Source organism: Sphaerotilus montanus, from assembly GCF_013410775.1.
Lineage (GTDB): Bacteria > Pseudomonadota > Gammaproteobacteria > Burkholderiales > Burkholderiaceae_C > Sphaerotilus > Sphaerotilus montanus.
The window spans coordinates 2,390,707-2,405,337 of the sequence record NZ_JACCFH010000001.1 but is presented as its reverse complement, the minus strand read 5'-3'; the positions used below and the strand labels follow the sequence as shown (position 1 = coordinate 2,405,337).

The following is a 14,631-nucleotide window of genomic DNA, read 5'->3' as shown; positions in this document are numbered from 1 at the left end:
CGGATCCGACGGGATCGGCAGGATCAGTTGTACTTGGCGCGGCCAGCGATTTCCTGGGCATGCAGCGCCGCGGCGCGCAGGTCAGCCGCATACGACGGCTGGGTGGCCTCGTAGCTGTTGGCCCATTCGATCAGCTCTTCAGCGGTGCGCGGCTCATAGGGCTGGCCGGCTTCGGCAATGCGCGTGGACAGCTTGTGCAGCGCGTTGGCCGCAGCATCGACGAGGAACACCGCGAACGAACGGGCGGTGGCGGGATTGGAAGCGGGAACGAAAACCATCGACATTTCAGACTCCTTAGGGTTAACCCTTGGTGAGCCGAAGTATGGGGTAAACCCTAGATATGCTGTTAGGTCGTTGTGTGAATCATTGATATACGATTTGTGAATGAACTTCCGCACCCTCGACCTCAACCTGCTGCGCGTCTTCGACACCGTGATGGCCGAGCGCAACCTCACCCGCGCCGCCAACCGCCTCGCCATGACCCAGCCCGCGGTGAGCAACGCGCTGCGCCGGCTGAAGGACGCCGTGGGCGAGACGCTGTTCACCCGCGCCGCCTTCGGCGTGGTGCCGACCGCCCGGGCCGACGCGCTCTGGCCCGAGGTGCGCACGGCGCTGGCGCAGCTGCGGCACGTCTTCGAGCCGACCGACTACGACCCGGTCCACCAGCCCCGCACCTTCGCGCTGGCGATGGCGGATGCGGCCTCGGCGCTGCTGCTGCCGCCGCTGGTGCAGCGCCTGCAGGAACAGCGGGCGCTGGCGGACCTGCGCGTGCTGCCGCTGATCACGCGCGACCCGACGCCGCTGCTCGACCGGGGCGAAGCCGACCTCGCCATCGGGCACTTCCCGGAGCTGATCTCGCGGCAGGTGACCCTCGGCGCCAACGCCCCGCTGCGCCACCAGCGACTCGACGAGAGCGAACACGTCTGCGTGATGCGGCGCGGGCATCCGCTGGAGGCGGTCGAGCTGACGCTGGAGGACTACTGCGCCGCCGAGCATCTGCTGGTGAGTTTTTCGGGGCGCGCCCACGGCCAGGTCGATGAAGCGCTGGCCGGGCTGGGGCTGCAGCGCCGGGTGGTGCTGGCGGTGAACCAGTACTTCACCGCCGGACGGGTCGTCGCCCGCACCGACCTGCTGACCGTGATGCCGCGCGCCTTTCTGGCGGTCACGGGTGCGGCAGAGGACCTGGTGTGCCGGCCGCTGCCGGTGAAGCTGCCGCCGCTGCAATTGCAGATGGTGTGGCACCGGCGGCATGACATCGACCCGGCGCAGCGGTGGTTGCATGTGCAGGTGGCGGACACATCCCCCGCAAAGCAGGGGGTCGATGCCTGATCTGGCAGATATGCTGGCGGTCCCCGCTTGGACCACTTCTGGACCGCCCCGTTGGCCACCGCCCCCCTGCCCCACGAAACCCCGCCCCTCGACACCGGTCTGCACTGCCTGGTCGCCGTGGCCCGACACCACCGCCTGTCCACCTCCGAGGAGCAGATCCGCCGCTCGCATCTGGACGGCATGACCGCGCAGACGCCGGCGCCCGAGCAGCTCCTGGCCGCCGCCGCGTCGCTCGGCCTGAAGGCCCGCCGCACGCGCATCCAGTGGGCCGACCTCGACAAGCTGCAGGACACGCTGCCGATGATCGCGGTGCTGTCGAACGGGCATTTCGTGGTGATCGTGGCGCGCAAGGAGACGACCGAGGGGCCGGCGGTCGCGGTGCTGGACCCGCTGGCGCAGCCGCCCAACGCGATCTTCCTGCTGGAAAAGGAGCGCTTCGAAGCGGCCTGGTCCGGTGACGTGCTCCTGGTGAAACGCGACTACGCCCTGAGCGACGAGAGCCAGCCCTTCGGCCTGCGCTGGTTCATCCCCGAGCTGCTGCGCCAGCGGCACCTGCTGCGCGACGTGGCGGTGAGCGCGCTGGTGCTGCATGTGCTGGCGCTCGCCATGCCGATCTTCACGCAGCTCGTGGTGGACAAGGTGATCGTCCACCGCGGCTACTCGACGCTGTACGTGATGACCGCGGGCATCGTGCTGGCGCTGCTGTTCGAGGCGATCTTCACGTACCTGCGCCAGAACCACCTGCTGCACGCGACCAACCGCATCGACATGCAGCTCGCGCGCAAGACCTTCGCGCACCTGCTGAAGCTGCCCATCACCTTCTTCGACACCGGCACCGCGGGTGTCATCACCCGCCACATGCAGCAGGGAGAGAAGATCCGCCAGTTCCTGACCGGGCGCATGTTCTTCACGCTGCTCGACGCCAGCGTGCTGATCGTGTTCCTGCCGATGCTGTTCTTCTATTCGCCGACGCTCACCGGCATCGTCGTGGCCTTCGCGCTGGCGATCGGGGCGGTGGTGTTCGCGCTGATCCCGGCGTTCCGGGCGCGGCTGCAGGCGCTCTACACCGCCGACGGCGACCGCCAGGCGATGCTGGTCGAGACCATCCAGGGCATGCGCACCGTCAAGGCCATGGCGATCGAGCCGCAGCGCCGGCGCGAGTGGGAGGAACGCTCGGCGCGGACCATCGGCCTGCACTTCAAGGTCGGCCGCATCTCGATGACCGCGCAGGCGGTGATGGGCTTCCTGGAGAAGCTGATGCCGGTGGCGGTGATCGCCGTCGGCGCGCACGCGGTGTTCGACCAGACCATGACGGTGGGGGCGCTGATCGCGTTCCAGATGCTGTCGGGCCGGGTGGTCGCGCCGCTGGTGCAGATCGTCTCGCTGGTCCATGAGTACCAGGAGACGGCGCTGTCGGTGAAGATGCTCGGCGAGATCATGAACCGGCCGGCCGAGGGCATGCGGGCCTCGGGCGGGCTGGAGCCCGTGCTGACCGGCAAGATCGAGTTCGACGGCGTGACCTTCCGCTACGCCCCCAACGCCCCGCCCTCGCTGGACCGGCTGAGCTTCACGCTCCCCGCGGGCAAGGTGGTCGGCGTGGTCGGGCGCAGCGGCTCGGGCAAGACGACGCTGACGCGGCTGATCCAGGGCCTCTACCCGGTGCAGGAAGGGGTCATCCGCTTCGACGGCGTCGACAGCCGCGAGATCGACCTCGCCCACCTGCGGCGCAGCATCGGCGTGGTGCTGCAGGAGAACTTCCTCTTCCGCGGCACGGTGCGCGACAACATCGCCATCGCCAAGCCGGGCGCGTCGCTGGAGGAGATCGTCGAAGCGGCCCGCATCGCCGGCGCCGACGAGTTCATCGAGCGGCTGGCGCAGGGCTACGACACGCTGCTGGAGGAAAACGCCACCAACCTCTCCGGCGGCCAGCGCCAGCGGCTGGCGATCGCGCGGGCGATGCTGCTGCAGCCACGCATCCTGATCCTCGACGAGGCCGCCAGCGCGCTCGACCCCGAGTCCGAGGCCATCTTCCTGGCCAACCTCGGCCGCATCGCCGCAGGCCGCACGGTGATCATCGTCTCGCACCGGCTGTCCACGCTGGTCAAGGCGGACGCGATCATGGTGCTCAACCGCGGCCTGATCGTGGACGCCGGGCGGCACGAGGAGCTGGTCAAGCGCTGCGAGATCTACCAGTTGCTGTGGCGCCAGCAGATGCAGAGCCTGTGACGGGACCACGACGATGACGACCCACCCACCCGCCGCCGCCCAGCCCGTCGCCAACGCTGCCCAGGTAGACCAGCTCCTGCGCGACTTCGTGCCCGAAGCGCGCGCCATCGAATTGCAGGAGCCGCCCGCCAGCGGACGCTGGACCCTGTACGCGCTGCTGGCCCTCATCGCCACGGCCATCACCTGGGCCAGCGTGTCGCAGATCGACCGCCTCGTCACCGGCACCGGCCGGCTGGTCGCGCCGGTCGCCAACCTCACCGTGCGCCCGCTCGAAGGCGGTGTGCTGCGCAGCCTGCACGTGCGGGTCGGGCAGGTGGTGCGCAAGGGCGAGGTGCTGGCGACACTCGACCAGACCTTCGCCGGCGCGGACGCCCGCCAGCTCGACTCGCGCCGCGAGACGCTGACGCTGCAGTCGCAGCGCCTGCAGCGGGAAGTCGACGGCACGCACACCCCCACCCCCGGCGCCCGCAGCACCAACGGCGACATCGGCCAGCGCGCATTGCAGTCGCAGTTGCTGGCCGAGCGGCAGGCCACCTTCGCCGCGCGGATGCGCCAGTTCGACGAAGGCATCGCCCGCCTGAAGGCCACGCTGGAGACCAACCGCCAGGACCAGGCCGCGCTCGCCCGGCGGGTCGCCGCGCTGGAGGAACTGGAGAAGATGCAGACGGACCTGGAGAACAGCCAGTTCGTCTCGCGCGCGCAGCGGCTGGAGATCCAGGACAAGCGGCTAGAAGTCCAGCGCGACCGCACGCAGGCCATCAACCGCGAGCAGGAGATCCTGCGCGAGATCGCCGCCGTCGAGGCCGAGCGCACCACCTTCGGCAAGGCATGGCGCCAGGAAGCGATGGAGAAGCTCTCCACCACCGTGCAGGAGCGCGACGAGGTCACCGAGCAGGCCAACAAGGCGCGGCTGCGCTCGTCGCTGGTCACGCTGGTGGCGCAGCAGGACGCGGTGGTGCTGGAGATCGGCAAGGTGGCGGTCGGCGCCGTGGTGCGCGAATCCGAGCCACTGCTGACGCTGGTCCCGATCGGGCAGACGCTGGAGGCCGAGGTCGAGATCCGCCCCGAGGACATCGCCGAGATCCGCGCCGGTGACACCGCGCGCCTGAAGATCGACGCCTACCCCTTCCAGAAACACGGCACCGCCACCGGACGCATCAGCAGCGTCAGCGCCGACGCCTTCAGCCGCCCGGCGCCGCTGGGCGGCACCGACTACTACTACCTCGCCCGCATCACCCTGGAGGACACGCGGCTGGACGGCCTGAAGGAGCCGCCGCGCCTGCTGCCCGGCATGACGATGAGCGGCGAGGTCATCACCGGGCAGCGGCGGGTGATCTCCTACTTCCTCTACCCGATCATCCGCACGCTGGACGAATCCTTCCGCGAGCGCTGAGGCCACCCCCATGGCCGCTGCTCCGCGCGTCATCGCCATCCACGCCGAGGCCCCGCCCAAGCCAGCCTGGGGCGCACCGTGCAACGGCTGCGGCGTGTGCTGCCTGAGCGAGCCTTGCCCGATCGGGATGCTGCTGAGCGGGCGACGCCGTGGCGCCTGCCGCGCGCTGGTATGGGACGACGCGCAGGCGCGTTACCTCTGCGGCGTGCTGGTCGGTCGGCGCGACGTGCTGCCGGCCGGGTGGCGACCACTGGCCGGCTTGCTGCAGCGCGGCGCGCGGCGGATGATCGCGGCCGGTGTCGGCTGCGACTGCGACATCGAACTGGACAACGACGTCCCCGCCCCTGCCCACGATCCCGCCCCATGACCCTGTCCACCTGCTGCACCGCCGCGGCCCTCGCGCTGACCTGTTCGACCGCCTTGGCCCAGGCCGACGAGTTCTCCCGCTGCCTGGCCGACCTGAAACCCGCCGCGCAGGCCGCGGGCGTGCGCGGCGACACCTTTGACCGCCATGTCGAGGGCCTCGCCGCCGACCTGACGGTGATCGACAAGCTGAACTTCCAGCCCGAGTTCCGGACGCCGATCTGGGACTACCTCGCCGGGCTGGTGGACGACGAACGGGTCGAACAAGGTCGTGCCCTGCTGACGCAGCACGCCGAGGTGCTCGCGCAGGTGCAGGCGCGTTACCGCGTCGATCCGGCCACGGTCGTGGCGGTCTGGGGCGTGGAGAGCAATTTCGGGCAGACCTTCGGCAAGTACCCGCTGGTGCAGGCGCTGGGCACGCTGTCGTGCATCGGGCGGCGGCAGGCGTATTTCCGCGGCGAGCTGTTCGCCACGCTGCGCATCCTGCAGGCGGGCCACATCGCGCCGGAGCGGCTGGTCGGCTCGTGGGCCGGCGCCTTCGGGCACACGCAGTTCATGCCGAGCACCTTCGAGCGGCTGGCGGTGGATTTCGATGGGGATGGCCGGCGCGACCTGATGGACAGCGTGCCGGACGCGCTGGGCTCGACCGCCAACTTCCTCGCCAAGGCGGGCTGGCAGGACGGGCGGGTGTGGGGCTGGGAGGTGCGGCTGCCGGCGGGGTTTTCCGTCGCCGGACAAGGGCGCAAGGTCCGCCAGCCGCTGAGCACCTGGGCGGCGGCCGGGTTGCGGCTCGCGGATGGCAGCCCCTTGCCAGCCGGGACGGAGGCCGCCGGGCTGATGACCCCGGCGGGAGCGGCCGGGCCGGCCTTCCTGGTGACGCGCAACTTCGACGCGCTCTACAGCTACAACGCCGCCGAGAGCTACGGGCTGGCGATTGCGCACCTGTCGGACCGGCTGCGCGGCGGCAGCCCGTTCGCGACGCCCTGGCCGACCGACGATGCCGGCCTGTCCCGCGCCGAGCGCCGCGAGGTGCAGACGCTGCTGTCCGCCCGTGGCCACGACATCGGCGAGGTGGACGGCATGCTCGGCGACCGCAGCAAGGCCGCGGTGCGCGCCGAGCAGGCCCGCCTCGGCCACGAGGTCAGCGGGCGGGCGGGTCAGCGGCTGCTGAAAGCGCTGCGGGCTGAGGCGCCACCGGCCGCACCGGCAGCACCCGAGCCGGTCACGCCTTCTTCTTCGAGCGATCCGGCACGACCGTCGTGACCGTGGGACGCACCGGGTCGGACGACATCGGCTTCGGCGGCGAGGTGTCCTTCTTCGGTTTCTTGGCTTCCTTGCTGCTGCGCTGGCCTTTGGGCATGGTGATCTCCGATCGATACAGGGTGGGGTTCATCAACCGGCGATGCGCCGGTCAAGGGGATATCCTACGCTGCCATGTCCTCTGAAACACTCCGTACCGCGCTCCATGAAGCCCGCCTCCTCGGCGCCGACCGCCCGTGGACACCCCCCACTCCAGCCACCGAAGCCGAAGCCGAGCGCCTGCTCGCGCTGCTGGCCACCGAACCGGCGTGGCCCCCGGGCGAGATCGAGGTGCAGCCCGATGGCGCCATTCACCTCGGCTGGGAGGCTGGCGAGCGCGGCTGGGTGACGCTGTCGGTGGACGGCCACGCGCTGCTGACGCACAGCGCCGTGATCGACGGCGACGAGTACACGCTGGCCGAACCCTGGGACGGCCGGTCGCTCACCGACTGGGCCGCCGAAGTGCTGCGGCGGCTGTGGGCGCAACCCGCTCAGCCCGGCAGGACCGGCGATTCGCCCGGCGCCCAGCCGAAGGCCACATAGGCCCGCACGAACGGTGGCTTGAGCGCTGCGGCCGCCTTCAGCAGGTCGGCATCGCTGGCGCCGCGCAGGGCCGATGACAGCCGGCTCAGGGCCTCGGTCTCGTCGGCCAGCGCCTTCACCAGCTGGGCCTGGCGTGGCGCGGACAGGCCGTAGGCGGCCGGATCAATGGTGACCTGTTCCAGGCCACGCCACAGTGCACGGGCCTTGGCGTAGTCCGCTTCCATCGCGGGGCGCTGCACCGTGGTGGCGTTCGCCAGGGCTTCCATCGCGCCGTGGTAGGCGGTGTAGTGGTCCAGCGCGTAATCGACGCCCAGCGCGTGGCGGGCCTCGAACATCGCCTCGCGCACGTGTTCCAGCGTCGCGTGCGATTCTTCCCAGCGGCGACTGGCAACCTGCTGGCCGGCTTCGGTCAGGTGGCGTCCGACCTTGCCCAGGGCATCGGTCCAGACCTTGGCACCGGGCACTGCCGCCACCAGCCCTGCGCGGCGGGACGCCCAGTCGGTGAGCAGCCGCGTCATCGCGGCCTCGGCCTTCGCCGGACCGTCGGCGCTCTTGCCGGCACTGCCGGTCAGGAACAGTGCAGGAATGTAGACCGCATCGAACGCGACCATCGCCGAGCGGGCCTTGTCCTTCAGCACCGTCGCTGCCGTCGCTGGCAGCGCGTGCACCAAGGGCAGCAGCACCAGCGCCGCCAGCAGCTGGCGACGGGCGGAGGACGCAGCGACCGTGGTCGAAAGGAAGGAAGGCATGGTGTTCTCCGGTGGTTGCGTCAGATCGTGCATCATGCGCCATATACCCCGCACCGTATTGACGGAACGCAAATCAGCCATCGGCCCGCTGCTGGCGCAAAATCGCCCGATGAAACCACCCAAAAGACTGCAATCGCTGATCGAGGAAGGTCTCATCGACACGGTCGTGCGCCAGTTGATGAGCGGCAAGGAAGCCACGGTCTACGTCGTGCGCAGCGGCGAGGACACACGCTGCGCCAAGGTCTACAAGGAAGCGACGAACCGCAGCTTCCGGCAGGCCGTGGACTACACCGAAAACCGCAAGGTCAAGAACACCCGCCAGGCGCGCGCCATGGCCAAGGGCACCAAATTCGGCCGCGAGGCGACGGAAGCCGCGTGGCAGAGCGCCGAGGTCGATGCGCTGTACCGGCTCGCCGCGGCGGGCGTGCGCGTGCCACAGCCCTACCTGTTCCTGGACGGCGTGCTGCTGATGGAGCTGGTGACGGACGAACACGGCGATGCCGCGCCGCGCCTCAACGACGTCGAGTTCACCCCGGTCGATGCCCGCCGCCACCACGCCACGCTGATCGCCGAGGTGGTGCGCATGCTGTGCGGTGCCGGCGTCGTGCACGGTGATCTGTCGGAGTTCAACATCCTGCTCGGGGCGGACGGACCGGTGATCATCGACTTGCCGCAGGCGGTGGACGCCGCGGGCAACAACCACGCCAAGCGCATGCTGCTGCGCGACGTGGAGAACCTGCGCAACTTCTTCGGCCGCTTCGCGCCGGAGTTGCTGCGCAGCGACTACGGCCACGAACTCTGGGCGCTGTACGAGCGCGGCCTGCTGCGCACCGAAACGCCACTGACGGGGCGCTTTGTCCACAAGCAAGGGCCGGTGGATGTCGGCAGCGTGGTGCGCGAGATCGACGATGCCCGGGCGGAAGACGCCGCGCGGCGCCTGCGCGCACAGACCGGCTGAGCGGCTTCAAAGCTCCCGCTTGGCGCGGGTCAGCAGCGAAGCCACCTCGGTCGATACCTGCGTGAAGGCAGAGCCGGCGCCGATCAGGCGCCTGGCCTCGTCGTATTGCCCGCGGTTGATGGTCTGCGCGACGTCAGCGGCCGTGCGGTGGAACGTGGCGTGGCGCTCCACCAGTTCGACAAACAGCGGACGCTGGCCCCAGCGGGCCCCGCCCGGCCCATGCAGCCACTGCCCCAGCGGACAGCGGTCGTCGCGGCAAAGGGTCTGCGCATCCAGCTGGCCATGCTCGGCAATGGCGGAGCGCAGCCGCACCTTCCATTGCCGGTGGGCCTCGATGGCGCTGGAGAAATCGAATTCGCCGACAGCCGTGGCGGGCGCCTCCTGGATCGCCGCCATGCCGGCAGGCAACCGGAACTGCGAGACCTCCTCGGACAGCACCTGCGCCTGATCGTGCATGGCCGCCGAAGCGGCCGCAGTCTGCTCGACCAGCGCCGCGTTGTGCTGCGTGGCACGGTCCAGCTCGTGGACGGCCTGACCGATCTGCGTGATGCCGATGTTCTGTTCGCGGGCGCTGGCGGCAATGCCGTCCAGGAGTTCATTGACCTGGCGCGAGGACGCGACGATGGCGCTGATCGCCGCCCCGGCCTTGCGGACCACCGCCGTGCCGGTCTCGACCTGGCTGACGCTGCTGGCGATCAGCCCGCGGATCTCGCGCGCTTCCTGCGTGCTGCGCTGCGCCAGCAGGCGCACCTCGCCAGCGACCACCGCGAAACCCCGCCCCTGCTCGCCCGCACGGGCCGCCTCGACCGCGGCGTTGAGCGCCAGCAGGTTGGTCTGGAGGCTGATGCCGTCCAGCGTGCTGATGATCTCGCCGATGCGCGCCGAAGCCAGGCGGATCTCCTCCATCGTCAGGGCCACCTCCTCCATCACCCGACCACCCTCGCTGGCGATCTCGGCGTTCTGCCGGGCCACCTGGGCAGCGGTTTCGGTGTTGGTCAGCGTGTGGCTGACGGTTGCCGTGAGTTCCTCCATCGACGCGGCCGACTGCTCCAGGCTGACGGCGGCCTGCTCCGTGCGGCTGGACAGATCGGTCATGCCGGTGGCGATCTCGTCGGTGGAGTGCACGATCTCCTGGCTGGAGTGGCGCACCCGCCGGACCATGTGGCGCAGGGCGTCCTGCATCGCCCGCAGGTCGTGCATCAGCTGGGCCGGCTCGTCCTTGCCCCAGGGGTGCGGCGTCGTCGTCAGGTCACCGTCGGTCATGGCCCGCAGGTGGCGGCGTGTTTCGAGCAGCCCGCCATTGATGACCTTGTAGAAACTGACGAAGAGGTATCCCGCCACGAGCAGGGTGCCCGCCAGGATCGCGCCATCCAGTTGCAGTTGCCGGACCATCGCGGCCGCCACGTCATCGACGTAGAGGCCCGAGCCGATCACCCAGCCCCAGGGGGTGAATCCCTTCACGTAGGACAGCTTGTCCACGGGGTCTGCACTGCCTGGCCTGGGCCAGCGGTACCGCACAGCCCCTTCCCCATGCTGGCGGACTGTCTCGACGAACTCGCGAAAGATGGCCACCCCATCGGGATCGCGCAGATTGCCGAGATCCTGTCCGTCCAGCCGGGGCTGGACCGGGTGCATGACCATGCGGATCTGCAGGTCGTTGATCCAGAAGTAGTTGTCCCCGTCGTAGCGCAGCGCGGCGATCGCCTGCCGGGCCGACTGCTGCGCCTGCGCACGGGTGAGCGTGCCGGCCCGTTCCTGCGCCTGGAACCAGGCCAGGAGTCCATGGGCGGTCTCGACCTGCTGCCGGGTGGCGGACAGGTGGGCCTGCATCGACTGCTGGTACTGGTTGGAGACTTGCAGCCCCAGCAGCAGCAGCAGCGGCACGACGAGCGCCAGGGAAATGACCAGGGCCTTCGACGCGAAGTTCAGGCGCCGGAACAGCCGCACACCGGGCGACCAGAGACCGTGGTGGGCAAAAAAGCCCGATGCCCGCTCAGGCGAAGGCAGCCTGGCAGGTGCAAGCGCAGTGGGGGTAGCGACAGAAGACATGGGCAGACCGCGGTAGCGGCTCGAATAGGGCTCTGGATCGGACAGTCGGAAATGCCATCCTGCCCGGAATGCCCCACCGTGGTGCCCGGAAAACGGACCATTTGCCCGCCGTTCTGCGTGTCGTCCTGTGTGCTATTCGCCGTCCTGCTGCCCGCCCCCGGCGGCGGCGGCTGCAGCGGCGGCCGCCCGCAGCTTGTCCTTCTTGCTCATGCGGTGGCCCTTGATGCCGCCGGCGGCCTGGTCGGGCGTGGCCGTCTCGACCTGCTCGTAGCCGGGGATCTGCTCGCGCGGAATGCGCCGCCCCTGGCGCTTCTCGATCAGACGGAAATGGGACTCGGTCGCTGCCGTGATGAAGCTGACCGCCGTGCCCGGCTCACCCGCGCGGCCGGTGCGGCCCACGCGGTGGGTGTAGTCGTCGGCCGAGCGCGGCAGGTCGAAGTTGACCACCGCCGGCAGGCGCGGAATGTCGATGCCGCGCGCGGCCAGGTCCGTCACCACCAGCACCTGCACCTGGCCGGCGCGGAAGGCGTTCAGCACCTCGGCGCGCGTGCCCTGGCTGAGTTCGCCGTGCAGCGGCGCGGCGTGCAGCCCCTCGCGGCCGAGCTTGTGCGCGAGCAGCTCGGTCGCGTAGCGGGTCGCGACGAACACCAGCACGCGGTCCCAGCCGCCTTCCTTGATGAGGTAACGCAGCACGCCCGTGCGCCGGCCGGCGTCCAGCGCAATGGCGCGCTCGACGATGTCGGGGTGCACCTCGTCGCCACCCGCTTCGGCCACGGACGCGCTGATGTCGATGCGCGTCGGCGCCTGCAGCAGCCCGTCGGCCAGCGCCTGCACCGCTTCAGGAAAGGTCGCCGAGAAGAACAGGTTCTGCCGCTTGGCTGGCAGCAGCGCCAGCACGCGGTTCAGCTCGTCCGAGAAGCCCAGGTCGAGCAGCCGGTCGGCCTCGTCCAGCACCAGCAAGCGGATGGCGTCCAGCCGCAGCGCGTTGTGGTCCACCAGATCGAGCAGCCGGCCGGGCGTGGCGACGACGAGTTCGGTGCCGCCGCGCAGGCCCATCATCTGCGGATTGATCGACACGCCGCCGAACAGCACCGACACCCGCGGCGGGTCCGGCAGCATCCGGGCCAGATCGCGCAGCACCTCGCCCACCTGGATCGCCAGCTCGCGGGTCGGCACCAGCACCAGCCCGTGCGGCGCACGCGGCCAGGCGCGGGGGGTCGCCATGTCCGCCTGCAGCAGCGGCAGTGCGTACGCCACCGTCTTGCCCGAGCCGGTCTGCGCAGCACCCTGCACATCAGCGCCCGACAGGGCCGCGGGAATGGCCCGGGCCTGGATGGGCGTCGGCTCGGTGAAGCCGATGTCGCGGACGGCACGGACCAGTGCCGGGTTCAGGCCAAGGGAAGCGAATGACATGGGGGTCCAGGGAGTGAGGGGGCGATTGTCTCAGCGCTTGGGCATCTGCCCGACGACACCCTGCACGAAGAAGTCCATCTTCGCCAGCGCCTCGTCGTTCATGACGCCCTTGCTCTGGCGCACTTGCCCGGTCTGGTCGACCAGCTTGCCCGAGAACGGGTGCACCCGCCCCGCGGCCATCGCGCGCTCGACCTCGTTCAGCTGGCGCTGCACGTCGCGCGGCACCTCGTCGGCATACGGCGCCATCTGGATGATGCGTTCGCGCACGCCGCCGATGAAGGGCTTCGGCTTCCAGGTGCCGGCGATCACGGCCTTCGCGACCGCCGTGTAGCGGTCTTCCCAGTGGTGGGTGACGCTGGTGAGCTGCGCCTTCGGAGCAAACGGGCGCATGTCGCTCTGGTAGCCAAGCAGGCGCACGCCCTTGGCGACGTTCTCCTCGGCCAGCACGGGAATGGCGGTCGAGCCACTGTGGTGGGTGAGCATGTCGGCGCCGTCGTTGACCAGGCTCTGGGCGGCCTCGCGCTCCTTGGCGGGGTCGAACCAGGTGTTGAGCCAGACCACCTTGACCTGCGCCTTCGGGTTCGCGGCACGCATCCCCAGCGTGAAGGCGTTGATGCCCTGCACCACCTCGGGGATGGGGAAGCCCGCCACGTAGCCGGCCAGCCCCGTCTTGCTCATCTTGCCGGCGACCATGCCGGCCAGATAGCGGCCTTCGTAGAAGCGGGCGTTGTAGGTGTTGAGGTTGGCGCTGGTCTTGTAGCCGCCCATGTGCTCGAAGGCGACATCGGGGAACTCCTGGGCCACGCGCAGCGCAGGCTCCAGGTAGCCGAAGCTGGTGGCGAAGATCAGCTTGTGGCCTTGCGCGGCCAGATCGCGCATCACACGCTCGGCGTCCGCGCCCTCGGCGACGTTCTCGACGACCGTGGTCTTCACCGCGTCGCCGAGCTTGCGCTCCAGGCCGAGGCGGCCCATGTTGTGCTGGTAGGTCCAGCCGGCGGTGCCGACGGGGCTGACGTAGACGAACGCGACCTTCAGCGGCGGCTTGGCCGGGGTGGCCGCCGCAGCGGCCAGGGGCATGGAAATCCAGGCGGCCAGGGTGGCGCGCAGGAGGTTTTTGTACATGGTGGTCCTCGACATGGCCCGATACGGAGGGTGAAAACAAAACCGCCTGCATCGGGCGAGCAGGCGGTGAAGGCGAGATTGTCGCAGAGCCGGCCTGGCCGGCCACGCTCAGCCGGCGTTGAACACCGCGTCGAGCTGGTGCACCCAGGCCCGCTTCTGCTCCTCGCCGACAAAGCTGGCCTCGAAGCTGTTGCGCGCGAGCTGGTAGGCGTGGCGGGCAGTGAGCTGCGGCAGCGCGGCGAACAGCTCGATGAAGTTCTGGTTCATGTAGCCGCCGAAGTAGGCCGGGTCGTCGGAGTTGACCATCGCGCACAGGCCGGCGTCGAGCAGCGCGGGCAGGTTGTGGTCCGCCATCGTCGGGAACACGCAGAGCTTGGTGTTCGACAGCGGACACACCGTCAGCGGGATGCGGGTCTCGGCCAGCCGCTCGACGAGGTCCGCGTCTTCGAGGCAGCGCACGCCATGGTCGATGCGCTCGGTCTTCAGCAGGTCCAGCGCCTCGTGGATGTAGGCCGGCGGCCCCTCCTCGCCAGCATGGGCGACGACGTGCAGCCCGAGTTCGCGGCAGCGTGCGAACACCCGCTCGAACTTGCTCGGCGGATGCCCGACTTCGCTGCTGTCCAGGCCCACGCCGATGAAGTGGTGGCGCCACGGCAGCGCTTTTTCCAGCGTCGCGAACGCCTCTTCCTCGCTCAGGTGGCGCAGGAAACACAGGATCAGCTTCGCGCTCACGCCCAGCCCGGTGTGCGCCCGGTGCACCGCGTGGTTCAGGCCCTTGATCACCGTCTCGAACGGCACGCCGCGCGCGGTGTGGGTCTGCGGGTCGAAGAAGATTTCGGTGTGGACGACGTTGTCGGCGGCGGCTTTTCCGAGGTAGGCCCACGCCATGTCAAAGAAGTCCTCTTCTTTCAGGAGCACGCTGGCCCCGGCGTAGTAGATGTCGAGGAAGCTCTGCAGGTCCGTGAAGGCATAGGCCGCGCGCAGGGCCTCGATGCTCGGGTAAGGCAGCGTGACACCATTGCGCTGCGCGAGCTTGAAGATCAGTTCGGGTTCGAGCGAGCCTTCGATGTGGATGTGCAGTTCGGCCTTGGGCATCTGGCGCAGCAGCGCGGGCAGCCGGGCCGGGTCGATGGCGTCGAGTCGGGCAGTCGTCATGCCGGTCAGGAGGGCAGCAGTCATGGGCATCA

At 69.7% G+C, this 14,631-nt stretch carries 14 protein-coding genes; 7 read left to right on the top strand and 7 right to left on the bottom strand.

The features are described from left to right. Positions 1–23: 23 nt before the first annotated feature. Positions 24–284 (bottom strand): hypothetical protein, encoded by a 261-nt coding sequence (locus tag BDD16_RS10870; protein WP_179633971.1) that lies wholly within the window; start codon positions 282–284, stop codon positions 24–26. A 100-nt stretch (positions 285–384) separates the two neighbouring features. Between BDD16_RS10870 and BDD16_RS10865 the strand changes: the two genes are divergently transcribed. The 5 genes from BDD16_RS10865 to BDD16_RS10845 are packed head-to-tail and all read left to right on the top strand — an operon-like array spanning position 385 to position 6,574. Further along, positions 385–1,329 (top strand): LysR family transcriptional regulator, encoded by a 945-nt coding sequence (locus tag BDD16_RS10865; protein ID WP_179633970.1) that lies wholly within the window; start codon positions 385–387, stop codon positions 1,327–1,329. A gap of 51 nt (positions 1,330–1,380) precedes the next feature. Next, on the top strand, positions 1,381–3,555 hold the full coding sequence (locus BDD16_RS10860) for a peptidase domain-containing ABC transporter (RefSeq protein WP_246332519.1): 2,175 nt from the start codon (positions 1,381–1,383) through the stop codon (positions 3,553–3,555). 13 nt (positions 3,556–3,568) lie between these two features. Then, a complete protein-coding gene (locus BDD16_RS10855) occupies positions 3,569–4,948 on the top strand; it encodes an HlyD family type I secretion periplasmic adaptor subunit (RefSeq protein ID WP_179633969.1) in 1,380 nt (459 codons plus the stop codon). A gap of 10 nt (positions 4,949–4,958) precedes the next feature. Continuing rightward, complete coding sequence (locus tag BDD16_RS10850) at positions 4,959–5,315, top strand: hypothetical protein (protein WP_179633968.1); 357 nt, start codon at positions 4,959–4,961, stop codon at positions 5,313–5,315. Next, positions 5,312–6,574 (top strand): lytic murein transglycosylase, encoded by a 1,263-nt coding sequence (locus tag BDD16_RS10845; RefSeq protein WP_179633967.1) that lies wholly within the window; start codon positions 5,312–5,314, stop codon positions 6,572–6,574. Before BDD16_RS10850 ends, BDD16_RS10845 begins: the two co-directional genes overlap by 4 nt. Here the strand turns inward: BDD16_RS10845 and BDD16_RS10840 are convergent. After that, complete coding sequence (locus BDD16_RS10840; protein WP_179633966.1) at positions 6,534–6,671, bottom strand: hypothetical protein; 138 nt, start codon at positions 6,669–6,671, stop codon at positions 6,534–6,536. The genes BDD16_RS10845 and BDD16_RS10840 overlap by 41 nt on opposite strands. Positions 6,672–6,745: 74 nt before the next feature. Between BDD16_RS10840 and BDD16_RS10835 the strand changes: the two genes are divergently transcribed. Next, on the top strand, positions 6,746–7,153 hold the full coding sequence (locus tag BDD16_RS10835) for a hypothetical protein (RefSeq protein ID WP_179633965.1): 408 nt from the start codon (positions 6,746–6,748) through the stop codon (positions 7,151–7,153). Here BDD16_RS10835 and BDD16_RS10830 read toward each other — a convergent pair. Then, a complete protein-coding gene (locus tag BDD16_RS10830) occupies positions 7,102–7,902 on the bottom strand; it encodes a hypothetical protein (RefSeq protein ID WP_179633964.1) in 801 nt (266 codons plus the stop codon). The two genes, BDD16_RS10835 and BDD16_RS10830, sit on opposite strands and share 52 nt — an antisense overlap. Positions 7,903–8,011: 109 nt before the next feature. Here BDD16_RS10830 and BDD16_RS10825 point away from each other — a divergent pair, with 109 nt between their 5' ends. Then, positions 8,012–8,860 (top strand): PA4780 family RIO1-like protein kinase, encoded by an 849-nt coding sequence (locus BDD16_RS10825; RefSeq protein WP_179633963.1) that lies wholly within the window; start codon positions 8,012–8,014, stop codon positions 8,858–8,860. Between the two features lie 6 nt (positions 8,861–8,866). Here the strand turns inward: BDD16_RS10825 and BDD16_RS10820 are convergent, their stop codons facing one another. The 4 genes from BDD16_RS10820 to BDD16_RS10805 all read right to left on the bottom strand — a co-directional run bounded on the left by BDD16_RS10820 (position 8,867) and on the right by BDD16_RS10805 (position 14,623). Further along, positions 8,867–10,909 carry a methyl-accepting chemotaxis protein gene (locus BDD16_RS10820; protein ID WP_179633962.1) on the bottom strand — a complete coding sequence of 681 codons (2,043 nt, stop codon included), beginning with the start codon at positions 10,907–10,909 and terminating at the stop codon, positions 8,867–8,869. Between the two features lie 132 nt (positions 10,910–11,041). After that, positions 11,042–12,322, bottom strand: coding sequence for a DEAD/DEAH box helicase (locus BDD16_RS10815; RefSeq protein WP_179633961.1), 1,281 nt, complete (start codon positions 12,320–12,322; stop codon positions 11,042–11,044). 30 nt (positions 12,323–12,352) lie between these two features. After that, on the bottom strand, positions 12,353–13,444 hold the full coding sequence (locus tag BDD16_RS10810) for a BMP family ABC transporter substrate-binding protein (protein ID WP_179633959.1): 1,092 nt from the start codon (positions 13,442–13,444) through the stop codon (positions 12,353–12,355). A 108-nt stretch (positions 13,445–13,552) separates the two neighbouring features. Next, complete coding sequence (locus tag BDD16_RS10805; protein WP_246332518.1) at positions 13,553–14,623, bottom strand: adenosine deaminase; 1,071 nt, start codon at positions 14,621–14,623, stop codon at positions 13,553–13,555. Positions 14,624–14,631 lie beyond the last annotated feature (8 nt).

Bases quoted from the DNA above. Each gene is read 5' to 3' on its own strand.
- BDD16_RS10810 (WP_179633959.1), bottom strand. From the start codon at position 13,444: ATGTACAAAAACCTCCTGCGCGCCACCCTGGCCGCCTGGATTTCCATG.
- BDD16_RS10855 (WP_179633969.1), top strand. From the start codon at position 3,569: ATGACGACCCACCCACCCGCCGCCGCCCAGCCCGTCGCCAACGCTGCC.
- BDD16_RS10815 (WP_179633961.1), bottom strand. From the start codon at position 12,322: ATGTCATTCGCTTCCCTTGGCCTGAACCCGGCACTGGTCCGTGCCGTC.
- BDD16_RS10825 (WP_179633963.1), top strand. From the start codon at position 8,012: ATGAAACCACCCAAAAGACTGCAATCGCTGATCGAGGAAGGTCTCATC.
- BDD16_RS10840 (WP_179633966.1), bottom strand. From the start codon at position 6,671: ATGCCCAAAGGCCAGCGCAGCAGCAAGGAAGCCAAGAAACCGAAGAAG.
- BDD16_RS10830 (WP_179633964.1), bottom strand. From the start codon at position 7,902: ATGCCTTCCTTCCTTTCGACCACGGTCGCTGCGTCCTCCGCCCGTCGC.
- BDD16_RS10850 (WP_179633968.1), top strand. From the start codon at position 4,959: ATGGCCGCTGCTCCGCGCGTCATCGCCATCCACGCCGAGGCCCCGCCC.
- BDD16_RS10845 (WP_179633967.1), top strand. From the start codon at position 5,312: ATGACCCTGTCCACCTGCTGCACCGCCGCGGCCCTCGCGCTGACCTGT.
- BDD16_RS10835 (WP_179633965.1), top strand. From the start codon at position 6,746: ATGTCCTCTGAAACACTCCGTACCGCGCTCCATGAAGCCCGCCTCCTC.
- BDD16_RS10820 (WP_179633962.1), bottom strand. From the start codon at position 10,909: ATGTCTTCTGTCGCTACCCCCACTGCGCTTGCACCTGCCAGGCTGCCT.
- BDD16_RS10865 (WP_179633970.1), top strand. From the start codon at position 385: ATGAACTTCCGCACCCTCGACCTCAACCTGCTGCGCGTCTTCGACACC.
- BDD16_RS10870 (WP_179633971.1), bottom strand. From the start codon at position 284: ATGTCGATGGTTTTCGTTCCCGCTTCCAATCCCGCCACCGCCCGTTCG.
- BDD16_RS10805 (WP_246332518.1), bottom strand. From the start codon at position 14,623: ATGACTGCTGCCCTCCTGACCGGCATGACGACTGCCCGACTCGACGCC.